Genomic DNA, 25,618 nt, shown 5'->3' on the forward strand with positions numbered 1-25,618 from the left:
CAGTCCCCTGTAGCTCAATTGGCAGAGCATTCGGCTGTTAACCGGAGGGTTGGTGGTTCGAGTCCACCCGGGGGAGCCACGTTTGAGGCTGGCGTCAGTCCAGCCGAGGAATCACCGACGGCCCCGCCTGCGAAGGCGGCTGCTGCGGTGCGAACATCGGCGGCGTCTGCGCTGACTGCGGCTGTTGCTGCTTGGCGGCACGGGCCTGGGCGAGCGCGTTGACCAGCGGGCTGTTGGCCATCATCTCGCGGCGCTCTTCCTCGCTGAGTTCGTAGATCGCCCAGGCGCCCCAAGCGGCCGGCCGCACGTACAGCGTGACCAGCTGGCGGCCGTTGTTGAACACCGCCGGGATCGCCACGGCCCGGTCGGAGGCCGCGAAGTTCGCCATCTCGTGGGTGATCCGCTCGATGTCGGCGCTTTCGTGCAGCTCGTAGGTGGGGGCTTGAACGCCTTTCGTCGGTGTGGCATTCAGCGCGAGGTACCACGCCATAAGACATACTCCTTTGTTCGATTCGGGGTCCCGACAGCCTATAAAGACGGCCGGTCTCCGGGCGCACCGGCGGGCGGCCGGCGATCCGGGCTTAGATTACGGGTGTGCGTGGCAAACCGGGCCGGTTGTCGGCGTTGTGCGGTGGCGCGCTCACCGCGGTCGTTCTGCTCGCCGGCTGCGCACCGTGCGTCGTGCCGGCTGGAGCACCGCAACTGCACTATCTGGGCCAGGTGCTGCTGGCGCCCGGCACCACTTTCGAGGGCACGGTCGTCGGTGGCCTGTCGGGGATCAGCTACGACCCCGATCGGGACTGTTACTACGTGATCAGCGACGACCGGTCGGCCCACGGCCCCGCACGCTTCTACACGATGCGACTGGCGGTATCCGAACGCGGCGTGGACGACGTGAGGGTCACCGCCGTCCATCCGCTGCGCGACGAGCACGGTCGCACGTTCGCGCCCCGGGATTTCGATGCGTCGCCGCCGGTCGTACCGCCCGACCCCGAAGGCATCGCATTCGATGCCGGTAGGCGGCTGCTGTACTGGTCCTCGGAGGGGGAGCGCCGCACCGGAGACCCGGGTACCGGCCCGGTGCTGGCCGACCCCTGGATCAGAACCGCCGGACCCGACGGCGCCTATCTCGGCCGGTTCGTCCTGCCACCGCAGCTGACCATGTCGGCGCGGCCCACCGGACCGCGCCGCAACATGGCGCTGGAAGGTCTGACGGTGGCCCCGGACGGCGGGATGCTGTTCGCCGCGATGGAGGGGCCGGGATACGACGACGGCGCCCTGCCGGATCGATCCCGCGGTGCGCCAACCCGTGTCACCGCCTACCGGCTGGGTTCCGACGAGGGACCGCCGACACCCGTTGCCCAGTACGCCTATCCGCTGGAGCCGACGCCGCCCGACGCCGACCCGGCCCAGACCAACGGACTCACCGATCTGGTGGCGTTGTCCGACGAGGAGTTCCTGGTGATCGAGCGGGTGTTCGGCGACCGGCCGACGGTCCGGGTGTTCCGTGCCCAGATCGCCGACGCCACCGACGTGTTGGCGATGCCGGTGTTGGCCAATGCCGCCGTGACGCCGATGACCAAGACGCTGGTGGCCGATCTTTCCGCCACGGCGGGACTCGACCCGCTGGACAACATCGAGGGGATCACGCTGGGGCCGCGCCTGCCCGACGGGCGTCAGACCGTGGTGTTGGTCAGCGACGACAACTTCTCCCCCCGCCAAGTGACGCAGTTCGTCGCCTTCGCGATGCCCGCGGAGTGACACCGGCGGGGTGCGGCCGGTCCGGATATCGCAGACCGAACGGTATCGGCCGCGTCGGAATTGACATTTTTTCGAATGTCACCGGGCGTGTATAACGAGTGCCGGTATCGAAATGAGTCGACTTTGACAATCGGCTGATAGCGTTACCCGGGTGTGGTACGTGTGTCGGTCAACAACGAGGTTGAGTACGAGCGTTGGCTGACACCACCGACCGGCGCGCCGATGCTACGCGCCAGCAGATCATCCGTGCCGCTGCGCATCAGTTCGCGCAGCGACCTTTTCATGACGTCGGCCTTGACGACATCCTTGCGGAAGCGGAATTGACCAAGGGCGCGATGTATTTCCATTTTCGATCTAAACATGCGCTCGGATTGGCCGTCATCGACGAACAGCTCGCGAAGGCCGGGGCGGCGGTTCAGGCGCTGGTGGACCGGAATCTCTCGGGTCTGGAAACTCTGCTGGACGTCGGATATCTGATGGCCGTCGAAGATCTCACCAGTGACAGCGCCCGTGCGGTCCTGCATCTGCTGCCGGTGGTCGGCCGTGCCGAGGGGCTGCAGGCCACGGTGCTGGGCAATGCGATTCAAGCGTTGAGCAAGGTGGCCGAGCGGGCCGTCGCCGAAGGCGACGTGGTGGGTCATGAGCCGCAGGACGTCGCACGGATGATGGTGGCCCTGTACCTGGGTCTGCGGCAGGCGGGCGATCTCGATCAGCCCGAACAGTTCCTGCGGGAGCTGGAGCGAAGCTGGACGGTGGTGCTTCCCAGCGTGGTGCCCGCCGATCGCATCGACTATTTCATCCAATTCGTTCGGCGGCGCACCGCGCTGGCCGTCAAGACCACGTCGGCGGGGGGAAAAACCGTGGCATCCGACGATCGGGCCGGCTGATGGCCCGCCAGGTCCGATCCGAAGCGACCCGGCGGAAACTGCTCGACGCGGCCATCGACGTCTTCGGGGAAGTCGGCTACGTCGCGGCCGGTCGAACGGCGATCATCGAGCGGGCCGGCGTGACCAAAGGCGCGCTGTACCACCACTTCGAGTCGATGGATGCGTTGGTGACGGCGATCATCGAGGGTGGCTTCGCATCCGTCCTGACGACGTTCCGCACCATGTGTCAACCGTCCTCTCCGGCGTTGGAGGGGATGATCCACGGCATGTTCGCGGTGACCCAGGTGTTGGCGACGGACAAGGAGGCGCGGGCGGCCGGGCACCTGGTTTTCGCGCTCGCCGAGTCCAACGAGCTGGGGGCCGAAGTCGGCGGTGAATGGGCGGCTGCGGTCACCGAACAGGCCGCCCGTGCGATCGCCGAGGGCGACCTGCGCGAGGATCTCGACCCGCGGTACGTCGCCGAGTCGGTCAGCTCGGCGATGTTGGGGACCTGGTTGCTGACGCACGTCGCCGGCGATGGAATCAGCCGGGTCCACCGGATGTGGGAGATGGTGCTGCCGGCCATCGTGGTCGAGGAGTCGCTGCCGTATTTCCGGCAGTTCCTCGCGCGTGATGCCCAGCGTTACCAAGCCGACGGCGGTGCGGTCGCCGAGGGCTGAGAGGTGTTACCGCTCCTCGAGCCAGAGCTGCTCGGTGAGGTCTTGGAACGTCGCCAGTGCCACGCGGTCGTCGGCCCGCACCAGCGCCGATTTGCTCATCAGTGCGCGGACCGTCGATCCATCCCGGTGTTCCAGGGAGACAACCAGATTCGCCAGTGAGTGCATGACCGACAGGGCGGACTCCTCGGCCGGCGGAACCTCGCCGAAGATCTGCCGGAACTCCAGGGCCAGCACCTCTTCGGGGGTGTAACCCAGCATGGCGGCGAACCCGCTGTTGGCGAACAAGATGGTGCCGTCGTCGGCGATTGCGAGCACCGGAACGGGGATGCGCTCGAGTGCGACGAGGGCGGGCAACTGCCGCAGGGTTTCCATCGGGGCCATGGGGGTTTGCGCGTTTCGCCGTCGCTCCATGTGACTGATTATGACGGGCCTTGCCGACGGCGTGGGCACTCTCGTCGGTGTGGGGCGCAGACGGGAGACGAAGCACCGCTGCCGCCCGAGAAAGTGACATGACGCATAGTCTTGTGCGCGTTGCACATCATCCAAAAGGTATGTATTGTCGGGCGCTATGCGAGGGACTGGTCTGCGAGGAACGGGCGCGCTGCGGCGTGCGCCGTGGCCCGCCACCGATGCATCCCTCCCGCAGCTTCGCCCGGGGCACCTTGAGGGGTCCGCATCGCCGATCGCCGCCGCTCGCCGAGCCGCGTTGGTGCACCGCACCGACGACCGCGCTCGCCGGCAGGCAACCGGGGGTGCGGTTGTGTGCCACTTTCTACCGGGCGATGTTCTTGTCAGATAACCAATGCCTGGCTGTCGGCCAGGAACGGCATCGCCATCCATCGCGACGCCAGCATTGATTCGGCGGCGGGACCCGGCACCGGGCGGGAGAACAGGAAGCCCTGTGCCCGGTGGCAGCCGTGTCGCATTAGGGTGAGTGCGGCCGCCGAGGTCTCCACCCCCTCCGCGACCACCTGAAGGCCGAAGGCCTCGGCAAGGGCGATGATCGCCCGGACGATCGCGAGATCCCCGGCGTTGGCGCCCAATTCCCGGACGAAGACGGCATCGATCTTGAGGGTGTCGACCGGCAGATCCTTCAGGTGCGACAGGACGGCATATCCGGTGCCGAAGTCGTCTATCGCGATCTGCACCCCGGCTTCACGCAATTCGGCGAGGGTCCGCCGGGTGGTCTCGATGTTCTGCACCACTGCGCGTTCGGTGATCTCGAGGCAGAGTGAATTCGGGCGCAACCCGAACTCGGCGATGGTGTCCACCACGTTCTGCACGAAGCCGCGGGCGGCCAGTTGGACGGGGGAGACGTTGATGCGCAGCGTGGCATTGGTCCGCACCCCGTTGGCCTGCCAACGACTGAAGTCCGCGCACGCGGTGCGCATCACCCAACGGCCCAGATCGTCGGCCAGGTTCGCCGATTCGGCGATGCTGATGAAAGACGCCGGCAACAGCAGTCCGCGGGTCGGATGCCGCCACCGGACCAACGCCTCCATCGCGACGATCGCGCCGCTCCACAGGTCGACCTCGGGCTGGTAGTACAGCAGCAGCGATTCGTCGTCCATCTTGCCCTGCAGGTGCAGCTCGATGTCCTTGCGGAACAGGCTCTTCAGCGCCATGTCGTCGGTGGAGCTGACGGTCTGGTTGCCGCCGCCGCGTTTGGCGGCCAGCACGGCTTCGTCGGCGCGGTGCAACAGTCCGGCGCTGGTGTCCTCGCCGGGCAACCCGACCGTCACACCGACGCTGACCGTGCTGTTGACGGTGTGGCCCTGGATCTCGATCCGCTCGCGCAACGCGCCCTGCAGGCGGTCGGCGAAGGTCTCGGCGCTGGCCATCGACATGGGCCAGTCCGGAATGACCACGAACTCGTCGCCGCCGATCCGGGCGGCCATGGTCCGGTTCCCGGCATAGGCGCGCAACCGCCTGGCGAAGTCCTGGATGAACCAGTCGCCGGCCGCATGTCCCAGGTAGTCGTTGATCGGCTTGAGCCGATCGAGGTCGATGTAGAAGACGCCGACGGGTCCGGGTTTTCCGGCGACCAGTCGTTCGGAGAGGTGGGCGACCAGCGAGCGGCGATTGTGCAGACCGGTTAAGTCGTCGTGATCGGCCAGATAGCGCAGCCGTTCCTCGGCCGCGACCCGGGCCTGCAGCTGCGCGAACAGCGAGGCGATCGCCTCGATCGTATTGAGCTCCTCGGGCCGCCACTTGGGCCGGCGGAACTTGACCAGGCCCAGCATGCCCGTGGTGACCGGGCCGGAGATCAGCGGTGCGGTGGCCACCGACAGGGATTCCACGGCGTGGCTCTTCGCCATCTCGCGCACGTAGCCGGACTCGGCGGGATCCGGCCGGATGATTGCGACGTTTGTGCCGTGCGCGCAGCTGGTGAAGACCGGGTCGGCGGTGGTGAAGGAGACCACCGCCAAGGGGTCGGGGTCCGGTGGCTCCGGGCGGGGCGGCCACTCGGCCACCAGCTTGGATGCCCGGATCTCGTGGTCGTTGTGACGCAGGAATCCGGCGTCGACGTTGAGCTGATCGACCAGCGTCTGCAGCACCCGCTCGCTGACCGCGGGGGCAGAGGACGGCGTGGTGGCCATCAGCTGGGCGGCGATCGAGGTGACCAGCGCCAATCTATCCGCCACGATGTCCTTCCCCCGAAGACCGCAGCCCGGTCGAGGAGCCGCCGGGGCCGCCGGATGCCTGCGTTCGCTTCGGGCTGGTGCTGCCCGTGAGCATATTCGAAAAGGCGATCAGCCCGGACGCATCCCGGCGGAATCGTCGCCGCCGGCCGTGGTGGTGCGCGTGCCGCGTTAGCGGACCGGCCGGGTGGGGCCGGCGTCGGTCAGGAACCGGTGCAGAACCGCGACGGCGTCGGCGAGCGTCTGGCGGTCTTCCGGGGAGAGCCGGTCGAGTTCGGGATCGAGCGCGGCGGCCCGATCCTGGCGAACCCGCGCCATGGTCTCGATGCCCTTCTCGGTGATCCGGATCAGCACGGCACGGGCATCGAGCGGGTCGGCGGTGCGCGTGGTCAGCCCGGCGTCCTCAAGCCGACGGACCTGAGTCGTCATGGTCGGCTGCGAGCAATGGTCCACCGCCGCCAGCTCGGAGATCCGGGCCACTTCCAAGTCCTCGATAGTGGAAAGTAGCCGGGCCTGCGCACCGGGGATCGGGAGGGCCACGCGTTGGGTAGCCAACCGGTTGAGCCGGGAAACGACGCTGAGCAAGTCAGCTCCTAGGCTGACACAGGCGGGTGCGACCATCGCGCAAGTATTACACATGGGTGGACGAAAGTGGACCAGGTTGGCAATCGAAGTATTCAGCCTGGCAGAATCGACTGGTGACGAAGACCGGTCGGGGTGACGCGCCTGTCCCGCGGAGGTCGATCGAACCCGTCGAAGTCGCCCAGGCCGCCGTGATGGCGGCACTGTGCGCGGCGACCGCCATTCTGTCGATCGTGGTGCCCTTCGCGGGCGGGTTGGCGCTGCTGGGCACGGTGCCGATGGGTCTGCTGGCCTACCGCTACCGGATCCGGGTGTTGATCGCCGCCACGGTCGCGTCCGGGACCATCGCATTCCTGATCGCCGGCATGGGCGGCTTCATGACGGTGATCAACTGCGCCTACATCGGCGGGTTGACCGGCGCCATCAAACGCCACCGGCGCGGCCTGCCGACCGTGATCGCGACCGCCACGGTGGCCGGCGCGATCTTCGGGACCGGTGTGGTGCTGGCATTGAGTGTGCTGTCGCGATTGCGGCACCTGATCTTCGAGGCGATCATCGCCAACGTCCGCGGCGTGGCGGTGGCCATGGAGCGGGTTCCACTGCCGGAATTCCAGCAGGCGGCCCGGGATCTGACCGGGTTCGTCGCCACCATGCTGCGGCATTGGCAGTGGCTCATCCTGGCCCAGACCACGATCAGCATCGTGTTGGTGTCCCTGCTGGGCTGGTGGGCGTTGTCGCGGGTGCTCGACAGGCTGAGCGGGGTGCCCGACGTGCACAAGCTCGACCTGCCCGTCGAAAGCGGCCCGGTGGCACCGGTGCCGGTGCGACTCGAGGAGGTGCGGTTCCGCTACCCGCAGACCGATCACGACGCATTGGGGCCGGTGAGCCTGGACGTGCAGGCCGGTGAGCACGTCGCCGTCACCGGCGCCAACGGGTCGGGCAAGACCACCTTGATGCTGTTGCTGGCCGGTCGTGCCCCGACTTCGGGCACCGTCGAGCGCCTGGGCGCGGTGGGCCTGGGCGCACCCGGCGGTACCGCCGTGGTGATGCAGCACCCGGAGAGCCAGGTGCTGGGTACCCGGGTCGCCGACGACGTGGTGTGGGGCCTGCCCGCCGGCACCGCGATCGACGTGGATCGGCTCCTGGGCGAAGTCGGTCTGGCCGGATTCGCCGAGCGCGACACCGGAGGCCTGTCCGGTGGTGAACTACAGCGGCTGGCGGTCGCGGCGGCCTTGGCGCGCGAGCCCGCCCTCCTGATCGCCGACGAGGTCACCAGCATGGTCGATCCGCAGGGCCGGGAGGTGCTGCTGGGCGTGCTGTCGAAGCTGGCCGGACGTTCGGAACGACGATGCACGTCCCTGGTCCACATCACCCACTACAACGACGAAGCCGACAGCGCCGACCGCACCATCGACCTCAGCGGCTCCCGGGACAACACCGCCATGGTGAAAACCGCCGAGGCCCCCCGCGCCACCGCCGGGACGGTGCCGGGTCGCAACGGCCCACCGGTGCTGGAGTTGGTGGGCGTCGGGCACGAGTACGGCACCGGGACACCGTGGGCCAAAACCGCGCTGCACGACATCAGCTTCACCGTCGGTGAAGGCGACGGGCTGCTGATCCACGGCGGCAACGGCTCGGGTAAGTCCACGCTGGCCTGGATCATGGCGGGGCTGACGACGCCGACCACCGGAAGTTGCCTGCTCGGTGGGCGACCCGCCGACGAGCAGGTGGGTGCGGTCGCGTTGTCGTTCCAGGCGGCCCGGCTGCAACTGATGCGCAGCCACGTCGGTGCGGAAGTGGCGTCGGCGGGCGGGTTTTCGTCGCGGGACCGCGGCCGGATCAACGCCGCGCTGGCCGCCGTCGGCCTGGACGCCGCGCTGGCCGGCCGGCGTATCGACCAACTCAGCGGCGGCCAGATGCGCCGCCTGGTACTCGCCGGGCTGCTGGCCAGGTCGCCGCGGGCGCTGATCCTCGACGAGCCGCTGGCCGGCCTCGACGCCGCCAGCCGGGCCGGGCTGTTGCGGTTGCTGGAGGACCTGCGGCGGGAGACCGGGCTGACCGTCGTGGTCATCTCGCACGACTTCGCCGGCCTGGAGCAACTGTGCCCGACGACTTTGCATCTGCAGGGCGGCCTGCTGGTGCCGGCATCGGTGGGGGGATCGTGACGGCTGCCGACAACCGCTCGACGAATCGGCCGTCCCGCCCGGTGGTGCTGCTGCGACCGGTACCCGGTGACTCGGCGGTGCACCGCCTGTGGGCGGGCACCAAGCTGATCGTGGTCTTCGCGATCTCGGTGTTGCTGACCTACTACCCGGGCTGGGTGACGATCGCCGCCGTGGCGCTGCTGATCTTCGCCGCGGCCAGGGTCGCCCGGATCCCGCGGGGCGCGTTGCCCACCGTCCCGCGCTGGCTCTGGATCCTCCTGGCGGTCGGCGGCGGTACCGCGGCCATGGCGGGCGGCGACCCGGCCGGTTTCGGTGGGCTGCTGTTCTTCCTGCGGATCACCGCGCTGTCCGTCGTGCTACTGGCGTTGGGGGCGATGGTCTCGTGGACCACCAACGTCGCCGAGATCGCGCCGGCGGTGGCCACACTGGGCCGCCCGCTGCGATTGCTGCGCATCCCGGTCGATGACTGGGCGGTGGCGCTCGCCCTGGCATTGCGGGCGTTCCCGATGCTGATCGACGAGTTCCGGGTCCTCTACGCCGCTAGAAGACTGCGTCCGCCGCCACCGGGGCGCAGTGGGCGCCGGCGTCGGCACCGTTGGGCCAGGGAGGCCATCGACCTGATCACCGCCGCGATCACCGTCACGCTGCGCCGCGCCGATGAGATGGGCGATGCGATCACCGCGCGCGGCGGAATCGGCCAGATCGCGGCATCGCCGGCGCGGCCGGGACTCGCCGACCTGTGGGCTCTGGTGGTGGTGGCCGTGATCTGTGGTGCGGCCGTGGCGCTGGAACTGACGGTGCTGGCGACGACCTGACTCTTCGCGAGATCCCGCTCACGCAGGTAGCCACTCGCAGTTTCACTGCGTGAATCCGATCTCGCGGAGGGGTAAAGGGGCGGAGGGGCGAGTCAGCGTGCGGCGGCGGTATTGGCGGCCACCTGGGCTTGGCGCAGTGCGGTGGCCACCTCGACGCGACCCAAAAACATCTCGTCGAAAAAGGGCTTGATCGCCTGATTTCCGGCCGGAAAGCCTGCCCCGCCACCGGGCGCGGGAATCCGTGGCCCCTCGAGCACCGCGAAGAACGGGGTGACATCCACTCCGCGCCGCTTCCAGTAGTCGAAGTAGACCCGTTGTGCGCCCAGCACCGCCGGGATCGCCGCACCTTCGCGCCCGAGGTATTCGTTGCCGTCGTAGCTGCCGAGCCAGTCCAACACGATGCGTACCGCGTCCGGGTGCGGTGAGGCGGCGTTGCCGACCGCGGCGATGCCGTTGGTGACGCTGACGCGACCGACCGGCCCCGCCGGCAACATCGCCACCCCCCAACCGAACTCGGCCTGTTCGGCCACGGCGGCCAGGTTGTAGGTGCCGGACTGGAACAACGCCATCTTGCCGGCCAGGAACTGGTTTCGGGAGAAGTCGCCGTTGGTGTTGGTCTCCGAGGCCGGCGGCGCCACATGATCGCCGTTGATCAATTGCACCAGATAGTCGAAGGCGGCCACCGAATCCGGGTTGTCGAAGGCGAATTCGTCATCGCGCTGGAACACCCCGCCGGCCGAGCCGATGAAGTTCAGGTAGATGCCCTGCGGGTCGTTGGCGGCGTTGTAGCCCCACTGCCGGATCCGGCGCGCATCGAAGCCCGGTGTGCCCGCATCCCGGCCGGCGCCGTCGCGGGTGAGCCTGGCCAGCAGCGGACGCAGGGTGTCGTGCGTGCCGTCGGGATCCCAGCGCAACCCGGCCAAGTCGGTGGGGGTCATTCCGGCGTCGGCCAGCAGATCGGCGTTGTAGTACAAAGCGATACCGGCGTCGGTCAGCTGCGGCACTCCCCACAACGTGGCGTTGCGGGTGAACTGGGCGACCACCGACGGTTCCCAGTCCGATCCGGTCGCATCGATCTTCATCAAGCGCCCGCTGTCGGCATACCCGGCCAGGTAGGCGTTGGAGAGCCAGAAGATGTCGTCGGCGCCGCCGCCGGCGATGTCGGTGCGCAGCGTGTCGAAATAGGTCCGGTAGGCCACCACGTTGACGCGCACCTCGATACCGGGGTGGATGCGCTGGAACGCGGCGAACGACTCCCGGTAGGCGGCGGCGACTTGCTCATCCCAGAGCCGTACCGTCACCACCGTCTTGCCTGAAGAAGACCGGGTCGCGGCGTCGTCGAGCAGCACGGCCGCCGCGCCGAGCAGCACCGCCAGGACCACCACGGCCGTGGCGAACAAGGTGGAGAACCGCGGCCTGCTCACTTGATTCCCGTCACCACGATGGACTGCACGATGCGCCGCTGAAACGTCACGAACAGTACGATCAGCGGGATCATCGCCACCGTGGTCGCCGCCATGACCAGCGTCCACTGCGCGTTGTACCGCGATTGCAGGGCGGCGGTCGCCACGGTGAGCACCCGCCATCTGTCGCCGCTGGTGATCACCAGCGGCCACATGAAGTTGTTCCACTGCGAGACCACGGTGATCAATCCCAGGGTGACCAGGATCGGTCTGCTGGCCGGCACCATGACATGCACGATCACGTCCAGGGTGTTCGCGCCGTCGAGGCGCGCGGCGTTGACCAGGTCATCGGGGACGGCGCGGAAATACTGGCGCAGCAGGAAGATCGCATACGGGGAGCCGAAGACGAACGGCAACACCAGCGCCCAGAACGTGTTGCGCAACCCGAGTTGCGCCATCATCAGATACAGCGGCACCACCGTCACCGTGGCCGGCACCATCAGGGTGGCCACGTAGACCCAGAACAGGGTGTCCCGTCCCGGGAACTCCAGGCGGGCGAAGGCGTAGGCCGCCAGCACCGAAAACGTCAGCTGGCCCAGGACGATAACCGCCGTCATCAGCGTCGTGACCGCCGCGGCTCGACCGAATCCGGCACCGCCCAGGTCGCGGAAGTTGTCCAGGGTCGGCGGGTGCGGCCAGGACAGCGGGGTGCCGCCGGCGAACTGCCGGGCCGGCGTGACCGACGTCAGCAGGCCCAGCCCGAACGGGGCCAGCGTGATCAGCGCGCCGACGGTCAGCAGCGCGTAGACGACACCGTTACGTGAGGTCATAGCTGACCCGCCTGCCGATCGAAAGCTGTTGGATCACCGTCACACCGACCAGGATCGCGAACAGCACCAGCGCCATGACCGCGGCCCGGCCGATAGCCGCCGCCCCGAACGCCTCGTCGTAGATGCGATGCGCGATCAAGTCGGTGCGCCCGCCCGGCCCGCCCCCGGTCAGCGCATAGACGGTGTCGAAGACCTGTGCGGCGCTGACCACCCCGGTGATCAGGACGAAGAACATGGTGGGCCGCAGCATCGGCAGCGTGACCCGCCAGAACCGCTGCCACCCGTTGGCCCCGTCGATCCGCGCCGCCGAGAGCACCTGGGTGGGGATGGCCAGGATCCCGGCCAGGAAGAACAGGGCGACGTAGCCGACGTTGGTCCACACCACCACCGCCGAGGTCACCGGCAGCGCCAGTCCCGGATCGGTCAACCAGTCGATGCGGTGCCCCGCCACGGTGCTCACCGCGCCGTCGGTGGGACTCAATATCCAGCGCCACAACACCGCGATCGCCAGCGGCGCGCAGATCCACGGCAACACGTACACGGTGCGAAACAGGCCGCTGCCGGGCAGGCCGCGCGCCAGCAACACCGCCACACCCAATCCCAGCATGGTTTGCAGCGGGACGACGATCGCCACGAAAAGCACTGTCACCAGCAGAGAATTGCCGAACGTGGAGTCGGACAGCACCGATCGCCAGTTCTCCGCGCCGACATAGCTGATCGGCCCCAACAGATCCCAACGGTGCAGGCTCAGCCAGATCACCACCAGGATCGGCAGCAGCAGAAACGCCACCACACCGAACAGGCTGGGGGCCAGCAGCGCGTAGCCCAGCGCGGTGGAACGGGCGGTGCGCGGCGAGTCTGCCATGCAGGTATTAAAGCCGCTCGATACCGTGGGCGGGTGACAGCGAACCGGGGGATCGACGCCGAATTCCTGGCCCTGCCCCGCCACGAGTTGGCCGAGGCCGCGTTATCGGCCGCCAAGGCGGCCGGTGCCGAACACGCCGACCTGCGCATTCACCGAATAGCTACCGAGATCGTCCGACTGCGTGACGGCGCGCTGGAGACCGCCGTCGTCGATCGGGAACTCGGCTTTGCGGTCCGGGTGGTGGTCGACGGCACCTGGGGCTTCGCCTCGCACGCCGAACTGGCGCCGGGTGTTGCGGCCGACACCGCGCGCCGCGCGGTGCAGGTCGCCAAGACCCTGGCGGCGCTGAACGCCGAACGCGTCGAACTGGCCGCCGAGCCGGTGTACCGCGACGCCACCTGGGTGTCGGAGTATGCGATCGACCCGTTCGACATCCCCACATCCGACAAGATCGCCGTGCTGGAGGACTACTCGGGCCGGCTGCTGGCGGCCGACGGCGTGGATCACGTCACCGCCGCGCTGACCGCTGTCAAGGAACAGACCTTCTACGCCGACACCTTCGGGTCGTCGATCACCCAACAGCGGGTGCGGTTGATGCCGGTCTGCGAGGCGGTCACCGTCGGTCCCGACGGGTTCGACTCGATGCGGACGTGCGCGCCGCCGACCGCACGCGGTTGGGAGGCGGTGGTCGGCGACGAGGTGTGGGACTGGTCGACCGAACTGGCCGAGCTGCCGGTGCTGCTCGCCGAGAAGATCAAGTCGCCCAGCGTGACGCCGGGGCCGACGGACCTGGTGATCGACCCGACGAACCTGTGGTTGACGATTCACGAATCCATCGGGCATGCAACCGAATACGATCGTGCGATCGGTTACGAAGCCGCCTATGCGGGGACGTCGTTCGCGACCCCGGACAAGCTCGGGACACTGCAGTACGGCTCGCCGGTGATGAACGTGACCGCCGACCGCACCGTCGCCCACGGGCTCGCCAGCATCGGCTACGACGACGAGGGCGTGGCAGCCCAGAGCTGGGACCTGGTGCGCGACGGCCGGTTCGTGGGCTATCAGCTCGACCGGGTGTTCGCGCCGCGGTTGGGTCAATCCCGGTCCAACGGGTGCTCCTACGCCGATTCGCCGCACCACGTGCCGATCCAGCGGATGGCCAACGTGTCGCTGCAACCCGGCTCCGAAGACCTGTCCACCGCCGACCTGATCAGCCGGGTGGACAACGGCATCTACATCGTCGGCGACCGGTCGTGGTCGATCGACATGCAACGCTACAACTTCCAGTTCACCGGGCAGCGGTTCTTCCGGATCCGTGACGGCCGGCTCGACGGGCAACTGCGCGACGTCGCCTATCAGGCCACCACCACCGATTTCTGGAATGCGATGGAGGCCGTCGGCGGGGCCTCCACCTGGCGTCTCGGCGGGGCGTTCAACTGCGGCAAGGCTCAGCCGGGTCAGGTGGCGGCGGTCAGCCACGGCTGCCCGTCGGCACTGTTTCGCGGGATCAACGTGCTCAACACGCGCAGCGAGGGGGGCAGGGAATGATCGGGCCTCAGCAGGTCATCGACACCGCACTGGCGGCGGCGCGCAGCGATAACGCCGAGACCATCGTGCTGGTCACCGATCGCAGCGAGGCGTCGCTGCGGTGGGCGGGCAACTCCATGACCACCAACGGGGTCTCCGACAGCCGGACCACCACGGTGATCTCGATCGTCAGCGACGACCGGGGCGCCCGGGTCGGGTCGCTGCGTTCGGCGGAGGTGGATCCGGCGCTGATCCCCGACCTGGTGGCGGCGTCGGTGGAGGCCGCCAAGAACGCGCCCGAGGCGCGCGACGCCGCGGAGTTGTTGCGCGGTGACCAGACGCCGGAGGACTGGGACGCCCCCGTCCCGCGGACCGGTGCGGAGGTCTTCGCCGGGCTGGCCGAGCCCCTGAGCCGGGGGTTTGCCGGCACCGACCAGCTCTACGGCTTCGCCCGGCACGAGCTGGAGACGACGTTCCTGGCGTCCTCGACCGGGCTGCGGCGCCGTTTCACCCAACCCACCGGGACGGTGGAGATCAACGCCAAACGCGACGGGGCCAGTGCCTGGGCCGGGATCAGCACCCCGGACTTCGTCGAGGTGCCCACCGACGCACTGCTGGAGCAACTCTCGACGCGGCTGAGATGGGCGGCGCGCAGCGTCGAGTTGCCGGCCGGACGCTATGAGACGCTGATGCCGCCGTCCACGGTGGCCGACATGATGATCTACCTGGGTTGGACGATGAGTGGCCGCGGCGCCCAGGAGGGCCGCACCGCGCTGTCGGCGCCCGGCGGCGGTACCCGGGTGGGGGAGCGGCTGTCGGAACTGCCGCTGACGCTGTACTCCGATCCGCACGCCTACGGTCTGGAGTGCGCGCCGTTCGTGGCGACCGGCACCTCGTCGGAGACCGCGTCGGTGTTCGACAACGGTCTGGACATCGGCTGCGTGGATTGGATCCGCGGCGGGGTGATCAACGCGTTGGCCTATCCGCGGGCCGCCGCCGCGGAGTTCGGCGTCCCGGTCACGCTGGCCGCCGACAATCTGGTGATGACCGGTGGTTCGGCCAGCATGGACGAGATGATCGCCTCGACCGAGCGCGGACTGCTGCTGACCACGCTGTGGTACATCCGTGAAGTCGACCCGACCACACTGCTGCTGACCGGGCTGACCCGTGACGGCGTCTATCTGGTCGAGGACGGGGCGGTGACCGCAGCGGTCAACAACTTCCGGTTCAACGAGAGCCCGCTGGACCTGCTGCGCCGGGCCACCCAGGCCGGGATCGCCGAGCCGACGCTGCCGCGCGAGTGGGGGGACTGGGCGACCCGGGCGGTGATGCCGAGCCTGCGCATTCCCGACTTCCACATGTCATCGGTGAGTCAGGCGCAGTGACCGCCCACCCTCACACCAACGCGCTCGCGTCGTACATCCAGGACAGGTCGAAGTCCTCGATGTTGTCGAAGTAGCTCGGCGGCGCGATGTTCGCCAACGCCGCGTAATCCCAATAGTCCTTCCACACCGTGATCTTCCCGTCGACCACCTGGTGCACCGTGGCGAACCGCAGGGTGCCCTGCTCACCGGTGGGGAAGTACCAGGTCTCGGAGTGCTCGTACATGACGTCGACACCGTCGGCCACCATCCGGCCACCGTGGTGCTCGTAGCGGGCCAACCGATCGAACAACAACCGCAGCCGTTTGACGATGTCCTCGGGGCCGCGGGCCCCGGCGGCCGGCAGCGGCATATCGACATAGAGGCAGTCGGGGGCCAGATATGACTTGAGCGACTCCCAATCATGGGCTTCCAACGCACGCCACATGCCCGTGACGACGTCTGCCGGTGCGGTCGGTGAATTCGATGCGGAAGCGTCCATCATGATGGTCACTGAACCGGGTAGCCGTGCCGGTGTCAATCATCGAGAAGGGAAGGTCGTCATGAACGCGCGTGTGGAGCAGTTGGAGTTCCAGGCTGAGGCTCGTCAGCTGCTGGATCTGATGATCCACTCGGTCTATACCAACAAGGACGCGTTCCTGCGGGAACTGATCTCCAACGCCTCCGACGCGCTCGACAAGCTGCGCCTGGAGGCATTCCGCGACAAGGACCTGCAGGTCGATACCTCAGACCTGCACATCGACATCGAGGTGGATCGAGACGCCCGCACCCTGACCGTCCGCGACAACGGCATCGGCATGTCGCGCGACGAGGTGGTGGACCTGATCGGCACCCTGGCCAAATCCGGCACTGCGCAACTGCGCCAGCAACTGCGTGAGGCGCAGGACGCCGAAGCGTCTGAAGAACTGATCGGCCAGTTCGGCATCGGCTTCTATTCGGTGTTCATGGTGGCCGACCGCGTCGAGATGGTCACGCTCAAGGCCGGCCACAGCGAGGCCACCCGCTGGGAGTCCAGCGGTGACGGCACCTACACCATCGAGACCGTCGACGCCGGTGAGCAGGCAGCGCCCGGTACGGCAATCACCTTGCACCTCAAGCCCGAAGACGTCGAAGACGAACTGCACGACTACACCGCGGAGTGGACGATCCGCGGTTTGATCAAGAAGTACTCCGACTTCATCGCCTGGCCCATCCGGATGCAGATCGAGCGCCGCACACCGGCGGAGGAAGATGGCGGCGAAGAGACCGTGACGGTCGAAACCGCCACGCTGAACTCGATGCAGGCACTATGGGCGCGGCCCAAAGACGAAGTGTCGCAAGAGGAGTACAAGGAGTTCTACAAGCACATCGCGCACGCCTGGGACGACCCGCTCGAGGTCATCGCGATGAAGGCCGAAGGCACCTTCGAATACCAGGCGCTGCTGTTCATCCCGTCGCACGCCCCGTTCGACCTGTTCAACCGCGACGCCCAGGTCGGGGTGCAGCTGTATGTCAAACGGGTGTTCATCATGGGCGACTGTGACCAGTTGATGCCCGAATACCTGCGGTTCGTCAAGGGTGTCGTCGACGCGGCGGACATGTCGCTCAACGTCTCCCGGGAGATCCTGCAGCAGGACCGACAGATCAACGCGATCCGGCGCCGGCTCACCAAGAAGGTGCTCTCCACCATCAAGGAGCTGCAGGCGCAGCGCCCCGAGGACTACCGCACCTTCTGGACCGAGTTCGGCCGCGTCGTCAAAGAGGGCCTGCTCTCCGACTTCGACAACCAGGAGACACTGCTGGGCATCAGCTCGTTCGCCTCGACGCACAGCGACTCCGAGCCGACCACGCTGGCCGAGTACGTCACCCGGATGAAGGACGGTCAGGAGCAGATCTTCTACGCCACCGGCGAGTCGCGTCAGCAGCTGTTGAAATCGCCGCACCTGGAGGCGTTCAAGGCCAAGGGCTACGAGGTGCTGCTGCTCACCGACCCGGTCGACGAGGTCTGGGTGAGTGCGGTTGCGGAGTTCGACGGCAAGCCGTTGCAGTCGGCGGCCAAGGGCGAGGTGGACCTGGATTCCGAGGAGGACAAGACCGCCCACGAAGCCGAGCGCAAGGAGCAGGAGAAGGACTTCGCCGAGCTGCTCAGCTGGTTGCAGCAGACCCTCGACGAGCACGTCAAAGAGGTGCGGCTGTCCACCCGGCTGACCGACTCTCCGGCCTGCCTGGTCACCGACACCTTCGAGATGACCCCGGCGCTGGCGCGGATCTACCGGGCCAACGGTCAGGAGGTTCCGGTGGGCAAGCGCATTCTGGAGCTCAACCCGGATCATCCGTTGGTCACCGGCCTGCGGCAGGCGCACGGCGAGCGTGGCGAGGACACCGACCTGGCCGAGACCGCCGAGTTGCTCTACGGCACCGCGCTGTTGGCCGAGGGCGGGGCGCTGGAGGATCCGGCCCGGTTCGCCGAGCTGTTGGCGGGGCGGCTGGCCCGCACCGTGTGAGCCGGTGTCCCGGCCGCGCGCCGGGCGGTTTCACTGCGTTTCCTGTTGACGGCAACGCAGTGAAACCGCACAATTTATTACCTTGAGCTTGATCCTTTCTACGGGCGATCTCAGTTGTTTTTAATTCTTGCTGTCGTGGCGCCGGAGAAGGGACGCAGTCGCATGCTCGATGCACACCGCAACGGACGCCGCCGGCCGCCGAGCGCATGGGCACGCCTGCGGACTCGGGTGTTCGCCGCCGCGGTGGCCGCGTGCGCCTTCGTCGCGCTCGGGATGGCGCCGTCGGTGACGAGCCCGCGGGCACAGGCGGACGTTTTCGGCTGGATCGACGATCTGCTCGATCCCGTCGACGCGGTCGCCGGCGCCGGGGCGGCCGACGAATTCGACTGGGCGGCGTTTCTGGACTGGTTCGTCAACGACCCGATCTACGCCGGGATCGACAGCTTCATCGACGACCCGGACAACGACTGGCTCATCGACATCATCAACAGCCTGGCGCCGGCCGGCCAGATGTGGATCGGCGACGGTGTCGACGGAACCGCGGAGCACCCCGACGGGGGCGCCGGCGGTCTGCTGTTCGGTGACGGCGGCCACGGCTATGACGGCCTCGGCGGCGACGGCGGTGACGCCGGGATGTTCGGCAACGGCGGCGCCGGCGGCATCGGTGCCTACGGGCAGAGCGGCGGCGACGGTGGAGCGGGCGGCTGGCTACTGGGTGACGGCGGTGCCGGCGGCGCCGGTGGTGCCGGAGGCGGTGACGGTGGAATCGGCGGCCTGGGACGTGGCGTGGTGTTCGGTGACGGCGGCGCGGGCGGCGCCGGTGGCATCGGCGCAACGGGTGCTCTCGGTGCAGCCGGGGGTACCGGCGGCAACGGTGGCGCCGGCGGCGAGAGCACCGCGCGATTCGGAAACGGTGGCATCGGCGGCGCCGGTGGCCAGGGCGGATTCGGCGGCGACGGTGCGGCCGGCGTCGTCGGCATCAATGGCGGAGCCGGCGGGAACGCCGGTGACGGCGGGATCGGTGGCGTCGGCGGTATCGGAGGCAACGGCGGTGAATTCGGCAGCGCGGGCTCCGGCGGCCGCGGGGGAGCGGCCGGGCTGGGTGGCACCGGCGGGACCGGAGCGGCCGGCACCGAGGACAACCCCAACGGGGGCGTAGGCGGCAACGGTGGCAATGGCGGCACGGCGGGCACCGGTGGCGCCGGCGGCATGGCCGATGAAGGCCCCGGCTTCCATGGCGAGGCCGGCGCTGAAGCCCAGAGCGGTGGAAACGGCGGCACCGGCGGCCGGGGCTTCGACGCCACCGATGCCGGTGACACCGGCGGCCGGGGCGGCGCCGGTGGCAATGGCGGTGACCACGGCGACGGCGGTACCGGCGGTGAAGGCGGAACCGGCGGGGAGAGCGGTATCGGCGGTGACGGCGGTAAGGGCGGCAACGGCGGGGCGTACGGCAACGGCGGTACCGGTGGCCAGGGCGGCCGCGGCGGGCACGGCGAGGCCGGTACCGACGGCACCCACGCCGGCCAGTCCGGGACCGCGGGCCGGCAAGGTGGCACCGGCGGCGCCGGCGGGGCCGGTGGCCTGGGCGGTTCGATCAGCGGTAACGGCGGCAACGGTGGGGCCGGTGGTGCGGGCGGCACCGGGGGAACCGGTGGTGCCGGCCAGAACGGAGCCAACGGCGACACCGACGGCGGCTACGGTCAGTCCGGCGGTGACGGGGGCCGAGGCGGCCAGGGCGGCAACGGTGGCCGCGGCGGTGCCGGCGGTGGAGTGGCCTTCGGCGGATCCGGGCGCGACGGTGAGATCGGGGCCGGCGGGGACGCCGGCAACGGCGGCACCGGTGGCACCCCCGGTGACGGTGGCAAGGGCGCCGACGCCGTCATCGGCGGCGGCAACGGCGGTGCCGGCGGCAACGGTGGTAGCAGCTATGGCGGTGCGGCCGGCGCTGCCGGCAGCGGCTCGGTCAAGGGCGCAGCGGGTATCGCGGGTGGCCCGGCGAGCGGTATCCACGGCAACGGCGGGGCCGGCGGAAACGGCTCCGACGGCGCCTCACCCGGGGCCCGTGGCGGTGACGGCGGCCGCGGCGGCAACGGTGGCAACATCGGAAACGGTGGCATCGGCGGCAACGGCGGACAGGGCGCCCTAGGCCGGCAGGGCGACGGCGGAACCGGCTACGGCGTGTCCGGAAGTGCCGGCGGTACCGGAGGAGCGGGCGGCAACGGCGGTGCCGGTGGCACGGGCGGCAGCGACCGCGGCGACGGCGGTCTCGGTGGTTCCGGCGGTGCCGGCGGTACCGGTGGAACCGGTGGCACCGGGACGAACGGCGCGGTGGGTGTCGGCAACGGCGGCAACGGGCAGCACGGTGGCAACGGCGGTGCGGGCGGTACCGGCGGCGCCGGCGGCAATGGCGGCACCGGGGGTGGCGTGGCGTCGGGTGGATCGGGCCACGCCGGTGCTCAAGGACTAGGCGGCAACGGTGGCGCCGGCGGTACCGGCGGCACTCCCGGCGACGGTGGCCGGGGCGCGGACAACCGCGACATCAGCAGGTTCTCCGGCTCTGGCGGTGACGGTGGCAACGGCGGCGACGCGGGGGCCGGCGGAGCAGGAGGTGCGGGCGGCACCGGCTCCACCAACGGTGTCACCGGTGCGGCCGGCCAGTTGCCCACCGGTGCGCTGGGCAACGGCGGCGACGCCGGTAAGGGTGCGGACGCCACCGCCGTCCACGACTTCGGCGGTAACGGCGGGCGTGGCGGCAACGGCGGCAACATCGGCAACGGCGGGCGCGGCGGCGACGGCGGCGCCGGTGGACCCGGCTTGGTCGGAAAGAACGGCAGCAACGGCCAACAGGGCTTCGGCAACACCTACAACGGCGGTGTCGGGACCGGGGGCGATCAGGGCGGCACCGGCGGTGACGGTGGGCGCGGCGGTGCCGGCGGTTCGATCCGCGGCAACGGCGGTGACGGTGGCACCGGCGGAGTCGGCGGTGACGGCGGGACCGGCGGCCGGGGTGGCAACGGCGCCAACGGCTCCGGCGCCCCCGCCCAGAGTGGCGGTTACGGCAACACCGGCGGCAAGGGTGGCACCGGCGGAAACGGTGGCACCGGCGGCCGGGGTGGTACCGCGACCAACGGCAACGGCGGTCACGGTGGCATGGGCGGTGAAGGCGGTCTCGGCGGAGGCGGCGGAGCCGGCGGTGACGGCGGCGACTCCTGGGGTCTGTACGAGGCCGGCACCGGCGGCACCGGCGGCAGCGGCGGTACCGGGGGCGTCAGCGGCGCCGGCGGTGTGGGCGGCAGCTCCACCAACGGTCTGGGCGGAAACGGCGGCGACACCGGCCGGGGCGGCCAAGGAGGCGGCGGCGGGCCAGGTGGTGACGGCGGCAGTGGCTATCTGGCCAAGGACGGCGGCACCGGTGGTGCCGGGGGCGCCGGCGGAGACTCCAACGGCACCGTGGGCGCCGGCGGCAGCCCCGGAGGCGCGAACGGACAGATCAGTCGACCCGGGCTGAGCGGCACCACGGGCGTCAAGGGCGATCACGGCTGAGCCGGGTGCGCGGGTGCGCCCCGGGTGCTGCGGCCGCTAGGGGACTAGCACCACCTTGCCGACGTTCTCGCGGGCGGCCAGAATCCGGTGCGCCTCAGCGGCATTCGCGAACGGTACCGCCGCGTGCACAATCGGTTTGGCGATCCCTGCCGACAGCGTCTCGGTCAGGGGTGCGATCCAGGGCCCGAGGGTGCCCCGGTCGTCCCACAGTCGCAGCATGTTGATGCCGATCACGGTCTTGGACTGCTCCATCTGAGCGATCAGGCTGAAGCCGCGCAGCATCGCCAGCGCCTGCGGCGCCGCCCGCAGCAATGACCGTTTCTCGCCCTGCTGCAACGACGACAGGCCGTAGGCGGCGAGCCGCCCGCCGGGACGCAGCAACGAAAACGAGCGCCACGCCGAGGTGCCGCCGAGCCCGTCGAGCACCATGTCGTAGGCGGGCAGACCCTTCCACCAGCCCTTTCGCCGGTAGTCGATGGCCCGGTCGATGCCCAGTGCGTCGAGTTGAGCGTGCTTGCCCGGCGATGCCGTGCCGTGTACGACCGCTCCGGCGGCCTTGGCCAGTTGGATCGCGGCGATACCGACGCCACCGGCCGCGGCGTGCACCAGTACCCGTTCACCGGCCCGCAGGGATCCATATCCGTGCAGAGCGGCCCAGGCCGTGGCGTAGTTCACCGGGACCGCGGCACCCTCATCGAAGCTCATCGACGCCGGCAGAACGATGGTGTCCTCGGCGTCGGCATTGACGATCTCGGCGTAGCCGCCGAACCGGGTGCCGGCCAATACGCGTTCGCCGACCCGGGCGGGATTCACGCCGTCGCCGACGGCCTCGATGGTCCCGGCGACCTCGTAACCGACCACGGCGGGCAGTTCGGGCGCGTCGGGATACAACCCGACCCGGGCCAGATGATCGGCGAAGTTCACCCCGGCAGCGCGGACCGCGATGCGTACCTGGCCGGCAGCCGGCGGCGGGGGATCGGGGCGATCCTGCACCTGCAGCACCGATGGTGGGCCTTGTTTGGTGATGACGACGGCGCGCATGGGTTCCACCCTATTGCCGTTGTGGTCATAATCGGTGGGTGGACGTCTTCGATGAGCTGAACCGGTTGGTGGCGTTGGCGGGCGATCCGGTGGAGGACTCCGATCCCGCGGTCGCCGAGTTCGCCGAACAGTTCGGCGTCGACGTCTCGGTGATCACCGATGCGCAACGGGACCGGCTGCGGGAAGCACTGGGAGACCAGGCCTTCAGTGTGGTCGCGCAGATGTTCATCGCCGATTTCGCACCGCGGGTGCGTGCCGGTCTGGCCGCGCTGGGGCTCACGGCGGCATGGCCGGCGGCCGAGGACACAGATCGGTCGGGCGACCTGGCCGGCACCCTGTTCAACGGGTTCATGCCCGCCGTCGCCCGGTTACGGGCCCTGGATGCGGTGACCTCCGAGGTGGTCCGGCTCCGCGTGGCGGCGCAACACAACTGCCGACTGTGCAAATCGCTGCGCGAGACGACGGCGCTGGATGCCGGCGGCTCGGAGTCGCTCTACGACGACATCGAACGCTTCGAGGAATCCGGTCGGCTCAACGAGGCACAGAAGGCCGCACTGCGCTACGTCGATGCGCTGATCTGGACACCGACGCAGATCGATGCGGAGGTGGCGGCGGGGGTGCGCCGGTACTTCACCGACGAGCAGGCCGTCGAACTGACGTTGGACGTGATGCGTAACTCCGGCAACAAGATCGCGGTGGCGCTGGCCGCCGATGCGCCGCGGGTGGCCGAGGGCATCGATCACTACCTGATCGACGCCGACGGCCAGACGGTGTACAGCTGAACTCAGTCGGAGTGGCGGGCTAGGAAGTCCAGGACGGCGTCGGCGAAGACGTCGTTGCGGTCCCCGGCGACCATGTGACCGGCCCCGGCGACGTCGACGAACTCGACCTGCGGGAAGCGTGCCAAGAAGTCTTCGGCGTTCTGGGCGCTGACCAGGTCGCTGAGTTGGCCGCGCACCAGCAGGATCGGCACGCCGCCGTCGAGGATGGCCTGCACGGCGGTGTTGAGCCGATCGACGTCGTGGATCTCCATGGGCCCGCGGTACTCGTCGCCGCCGACGAATTTCGGGTCCCAATGCCAATACCAGCGATCGCCACGACGGCGCAGATTCGCGGTGAGCCCGCTGAGGTCGGCCGGGCGGGGACGGTGCGGGTTGTAGGCGGCGATCGCATCGGCAACCTCGTCGAGGGATTCGAAACCGGATTCCGCCCGCTCGGTCATGAACGCCTGAATCCGCTGAGCCCCTGAGGAATCCATATTCGGCACGATGTCGACCAGCACCACGGCACTGGCCGCACCGGGCGCGATCTCCCCGGCCAGCAGGGTCGCCGTCATCCCGCCCAGTGACGCCCCGACCAATACCGGGTCCGGCGGCAGGGTACGCAATACCTCGTGGACGTCGTCGGCGAAGCGGACGAGCCGATAGTCACCGTCTTCGTCCCAGTCGGATTCGCCGTGACCGCGCAGGTCGACGGTGACGGCCTGCCAGCCTCGTTCGGCCACCGCCGCGGCGGCCTTGCCCCAGGATCGGCGGGTCTGTCCGCCGCCGTGCAGGAAGACCACCGCACGGGCGTCGGGATCGCCGTGCCGGTCGGCGATGATCCGCACATCGCCGGGCGTGTGGGTGACGAAGGTTTCCGCGGTCATCTTCGGATCGTATGCCGGGACGGGTATCGGGCCCGCAGCCGCCTCGGAGAAAAGCCTGGTGACCGGCGGGTTGTCGGGGATACCATGACGTATTCGTTAGGTCGGGAGGGCAACATGGCCCGCTATCTCGCCCTGGTCTACGGGGCACTCAACTACCTGGTATTCCTCGCGGTATTCGGTTACGCCGTCGGTTTCGTCGCCGACGTCGCGGTGCCGCGAACCGTCGATGTGGGCCCTCAGGCGCCGGCGGGACGGGCCGTCGCGGTCGACGTGGCGTTGCTGGGCCTGTTCGCGTTGCAGCACAGCGTGATGGCGCGCCCGGCGTTCAAGCGATGGCTGACCCGGGTGGTGCCGCGGGCGATCGAACGCAGCACCTACGTGCTGGCATCGAATCTGGTTTTGGCCCTGCTGTTTTGGCAGTGGCATCCCATCCCGGCGGTGGTCTGGGACGTGTCTGCGCCGGCGGGGCGCGCGGCGTTGTGGGTGCTGTTCTGGCTCGGCTGGGGGATCGCGCTGACGTCGACGTTCATGATCAGTCATCTCGACCTGTTCGGGCTGCGGCAGGTGTACCTGGCATGGCGGGGGCGGCCCTATCGCGGCGTCGAGTTCCGGGCGCCGGCGCTGTACCGGCTGGTGCGGCACCCGCTGATGCTGGGCTTCGTGATCGCGTTCTGGGCCACGCCCACCATGACCGCCGGCCACCTGCTGTTCGCCGTGGCGACCACCGGCTACATCCTGATCGCGCTGCGCCTGGAGGAGCGCGACCTGATCGCGGCGCTCGGCGACGAGTACCGGCAGTACCGGGCCGCGGTGCCGATGCTGATTCCGGGCCGCGTGCGCGCACGGGGCAGTGTGCTGAGTGATGAGCTCGCCGCGATTCGGCTGCGCTGTGCGGCGTTGCCGGAGGTGGATTCCCGGCCGCCAGAACAGAGCATCGGCTACGACGACAATGGCCTGCCCATCTGATGGTGATCGACACGCCCTCTCTGGTGGCGATGTTGACCGACGAGCCGGAGTCCGCACAGTTCGAGGCTGCCGTCGAAGCCGACCCGATCCGGCTGATGTCCACGGCGTCGTATCTGGAAGCCGCGATAGTGATCGAAGCACGATTCGGCGAAGCAGGCGGACGCGAGCTGGATCTGTGACTGCACCGTGCAGTGGTCGACTTGGTGGCCGTCGACGCCGATCAGGTGTACAAGGGTGATGACTTCGCGCACACCGACGTCGCCGGTGTCACGCACTGACTACCCGGGGTGCCTGGCGCGATGGAGAGCATCAGTAGAGTCGACCATGCACGCGATGCGAGGGGCGGTAGCTCAGTCGGTTAGAGCCGTGGACTCATAATCCATTGGTCGCGGGTTCGAGCCCCGCCCGCCCTACTAGGT

Annotated in this window: 21 protein-coding genes, 2 tRNA genes and 1 pseudogene; 14 read left to right on the top strand and 10 right to left on the bottom strand. The window is 69.1% G+C overall.

Features of this window, described 5'->3' with window-relative positions; translation table 11 throughout:
- The first annotated feature begins 3 nt into the window (after positions 1 to 3).
- Positions 4 to 79: transfer RNA gene (locus RCP38_RS07015), tRNA-Asn, on the top strand.
- Between the two features lie 15 nt (positions 80 to 94).
- Here the strand turns inward: RCP38_RS07015 and RCP38_RS07020 are convergent.
- Positions 95 to 490, bottom strand: a complete 396-nt coding sequence (locus RCP38_RS07020; protein WP_308476400.1) for a hypothetical protein — start codon at positions 488 to 490, stop codon at positions 95 to 97.
- Between the two features lie 104 nt (positions 491 to 594).
- Between RCP38_RS07020 and RCP38_RS07025 the strand changes: the two genes are divergently transcribed.
- From RCP38_RS07025 to RCP38_RS07035, 3 genes are all read left to right on the top strand, one after another.
- Entirely contained in the window at positions 595 to 1,761 is a 1,167-nt protein-coding gene (locus RCP38_RS07025) for an esterase-like activity of phytase family protein (RefSeq protein WP_308476401.1), read from the top strand.
- Positions 1,762 to 1,955: 194 nt separating this feature from the next.
- Positions 1,956 to 2,648, top strand: a complete 693-nt coding sequence (locus tag RCP38_RS07030) for a TetR/AcrR family transcriptional regulator (RefSeq protein ID WP_308476402.1) — start codon at positions 1,956 to 1,958, stop codon at positions 2,646 to 2,648.
- Positions 2,648 to 3,307: a TetR/AcrR family transcriptional regulator gene (locus tag RCP38_RS07035; protein ID WP_308476403.1), complete on the top strand. Its 660-nt coding sequence runs from the start codon at positions 2,648 to 2,650 to the stop codon at positions 3,305 to 3,307. Before RCP38_RS07030 ends, RCP38_RS07035 begins: the two co-directional genes overlap by 1 nt.
- Before the next feature lie 6 nt (positions 3,308 to 3,313).
- On the opposite strand, the gene RCP38_RS07040 is transcribed toward RCP38_RS07035, so the two are convergent.
- The 3 genes from RCP38_RS07040 to RCP38_RS07050 form a co-directional block, all read right to left on the bottom strand.
- Positions 3,314 to 3,679, bottom strand: a complete 366-nt coding sequence (locus tag RCP38_RS07040; protein WP_308477100.1) for a PAS domain-containing protein — start codon at positions 3,677 to 3,679, stop codon at positions 3,314 to 3,316.
- Between the two features lie 419 nt (positions 3,680 to 4,098).
- Positions 4,099 to 5,907 carry a putative bifunctional diguanylate cyclase/phosphodiesterase gene (locus RCP38_RS07045; protein WP_308477101.1) on the bottom strand — a complete coding sequence of 603 codons (1,809 nt, stop codon included), beginning with the start codon at positions 5,905 to 5,907 and terminating at the stop codon, positions 4,099 to 4,101.
- A 213-nt stretch (positions 5,908 to 6,120) separates the two neighbouring features.
- Positions 6,121 to 6,570, bottom strand: coding sequence for a MarR family winged helix-turn-helix transcriptional regulator (locus RCP38_RS07050; RefSeq protein ID WP_308476404.1), 450 nt, complete (start codon positions 6,568 to 6,570; stop codon positions 6,121 to 6,123).
- A gap of 155 nt (positions 6,571 to 6,725) precedes the next feature.
- Between RCP38_RS07050 and RCP38_RS07055 the strand changes: the two genes are divergently transcribed.
- Entirely contained in the window at positions 6,726 to 8,696 is a 1,971-nt protein-coding gene (locus tag RCP38_RS07055) for an ATP-binding cassette domain-containing protein (RefSeq protein ID WP_308477102.1), read from the top strand.
- Positions 8,693 to 9,511: a CbiQ family ECF transporter T component gene (locus RCP38_RS07060; RefSeq protein WP_308476405.1), complete on the top strand. Its 819-nt coding sequence runs from the start codon at positions 8,693 to 8,695 to the stop codon at positions 9,509 to 9,511. Before RCP38_RS07055 ends, RCP38_RS07060 begins: the two co-directional genes overlap by 4 nt.
- A 92-nt stretch (positions 9,512 to 9,603) precedes the next feature.
- On the opposite strand, the gene RCP38_RS07065 is transcribed toward RCP38_RS07060, so the two are convergent.
- From RCP38_RS07065 to RCP38_RS07075, 3 genes are read right to left on the bottom strand one after another with little or no spacing between them, the layout of a single operon-like run.
- Positions 9,604 to 10,935, bottom strand: coding sequence for an ABC transporter substrate-binding protein (locus RCP38_RS07065; protein WP_308476406.1), 1,332 nt, complete (start codon positions 10,933 to 10,935; stop codon positions 9,604 to 9,606).
- Positions 10,932 to 11,744, bottom strand: coding sequence for a carbohydrate ABC transporter permease (locus RCP38_RS07070; protein ID WP_308476407.1), 813 nt, complete (start codon positions 11,742 to 11,744; stop codon positions 10,932 to 10,934). The genes RCP38_RS07065 and RCP38_RS07070 overlap by 4 nt, the downstream gene beginning before the upstream one ends.
- The gene (locus tag RCP38_RS07075) at positions 11,731 to 12,609 is read right to left on the bottom strand and encodes a carbohydrate ABC transporter permease (RefSeq protein WP_308476408.1); all 879 of its coding nucleotides are present in this window, start codon (positions 12,607 to 12,609) and stop codon (positions 11,731 to 11,733) included. The genes RCP38_RS07070 and RCP38_RS07075 overlap by 14 nt, the downstream gene beginning before the upstream one ends.
- A 33-nt stretch (positions 12,610 to 12,642) precedes the next feature.
- Here RCP38_RS07075 and RCP38_RS07080 point away from each other — a divergent pair, with 33 nt between their 5' ends.
- Together RCP38_RS07080 and RCP38_RS07085 are read left to right on the top strand one after the other, a co-directional pair.
- Positions 12,643 to 14,157, top strand: coding sequence for a TldD/PmbA family protein (locus RCP38_RS07080; protein ID WP_308476409.1), 1,515 nt, complete (start codon positions 12,643 to 12,645; stop codon positions 14,155 to 14,157).
- The gene (locus tag RCP38_RS07085) at positions 14,154 to 15,521 is read left to right on the top strand and encodes a metallopeptidase TldD-related protein (protein WP_308476410.1); all 1,368 of its coding nucleotides are present in this window, start codon (positions 14,154 to 14,156) and stop codon (positions 15,519 to 15,521) included. The genes RCP38_RS07080 and RCP38_RS07085 overlap by 4 nt, the downstream gene beginning before the upstream one ends.
- A 10-nt stretch (positions 15,522 to 15,531) precedes the next feature.
- Here RCP38_RS07085 and RCP38_RS07090 read toward each other — a convergent pair whose 3' ends face one another.
- Positions 15,532 to 15,999, bottom strand: a complete 468-nt coding sequence (locus RCP38_RS07090) for a nuclear transport factor 2 family protein (RefSeq protein WP_308477103.1) — start codon at positions 15,997 to 15,999, stop codon at positions 15,532 to 15,534.
- Between the two features lie 61 nt (positions 16,000 to 16,060).
- Here RCP38_RS07090 and htpG point away from each other — a divergent pair, with 61 nt between their 5' ends.
- Positions 16,061 to 18,001, top strand: coding sequence for a molecular chaperone HtpG (gene htpG / locus RCP38_RS07095; protein ID WP_308476411.1), 1,941 nt, complete (start codon positions 16,061 to 16,063; stop codon positions 17,999 to 18,001).
- Positions 18,002 to 18,163: 162 nt separating this feature from the next.
- Positions 18,164 to 21,544, top strand: coding sequence for a PGRS repeat-containing protein (locus RCP38_RS07100; RefSeq protein WP_308476412.1), 3,381 nt, complete (start codon positions 18,164 to 18,166; stop codon positions 21,542 to 21,544).
- A gap of 36 nt (positions 21,545 to 21,580) precedes the next feature.
- Here RCP38_RS07100 and RCP38_RS07105 read toward each other — a convergent pair whose 3' ends face one another.
- Complete coding sequence (locus tag RCP38_RS07105; protein ID WP_308476413.1) at positions 21,581 to 22,585, bottom strand: zinc-binding dehydrogenase; 1,005 nt, start codon at positions 22,583 to 22,585, stop codon at positions 21,581 to 21,583.
- Positions 22,586 to 22,623: 38 nt separating this feature from the next.
- Here RCP38_RS07105 and RCP38_RS07110 point away from each other — a divergent pair, with 38 nt between their 5' ends.
- Complete coding sequence (locus tag RCP38_RS07110) at positions 22,624 to 23,367, top strand: carboxymuconolactone decarboxylase family protein (protein ID WP_308476414.1); 744 nt, start codon at positions 22,624 to 22,626, stop codon at positions 23,365 to 23,367.
- 2 nt (positions 23,368 to 23,369) lie between these two features.
- Here the strand turns inward: RCP38_RS07110 and RCP38_RS07115 are convergent, their stop codons facing one another.
- Positions 23,370 to 24,233 (bottom strand): alpha/beta fold hydrolase, encoded by an 864-nt coding sequence (locus tag RCP38_RS07115; RefSeq protein WP_308476415.1) that lies wholly within the window; start codon positions 24,231 to 24,233, stop codon positions 23,370 to 23,372.
- A 114-nt stretch (positions 24,234 to 24,347) separates the two neighbouring features.
- Between RCP38_RS07115 and mddA the strand changes: the two genes are divergently transcribed.
- The 3 genes and pseudogenes from mddA to RCP38_RS07130 all read left to right on the top strand — a co-directional run bounded on the left by mddA (position 24,348) and on the right by RCP38_RS07130 (position 25,612).
- The gene (mddA, locus tag RCP38_RS07120) at positions 24,348 to 25,199 is read left to right on the top strand and encodes a methanethiol S-methyltransferase (protein WP_308477104.1); all 852 of its coding nucleotides are present in this window, start codon (positions 24,348 to 24,350) and stop codon (positions 25,197 to 25,199) included.
- Positions 25,199 to 25,477, top strand: a pseudogene (locus RCP38_RS07125) (type II toxin-antitoxin system VapC family toxin). The gene mddA and the pseudogene RCP38_RS07125 overlap by 1 nt, the downstream one beginning before the upstream one ends.
- A 61-nt stretch (positions 25,478 to 25,538) precedes the next feature.
- Positions 25,539 to 25,612: transfer RNA gene (locus tag RCP38_RS07130), tRNA-Ile, on the top strand.
- Positions 25,613 to 25,618: the final 6 nt, after the last annotated feature.

The organism is Mycolicibacter sp. MU0083 (assembly GCF_963378075.1).
GTDB lineage: Bacteria > Actinomycetota > Actinomycetes > Mycobacteriales > Mycobacteriaceae > Mycobacterium > Mycobacterium kokjensenii.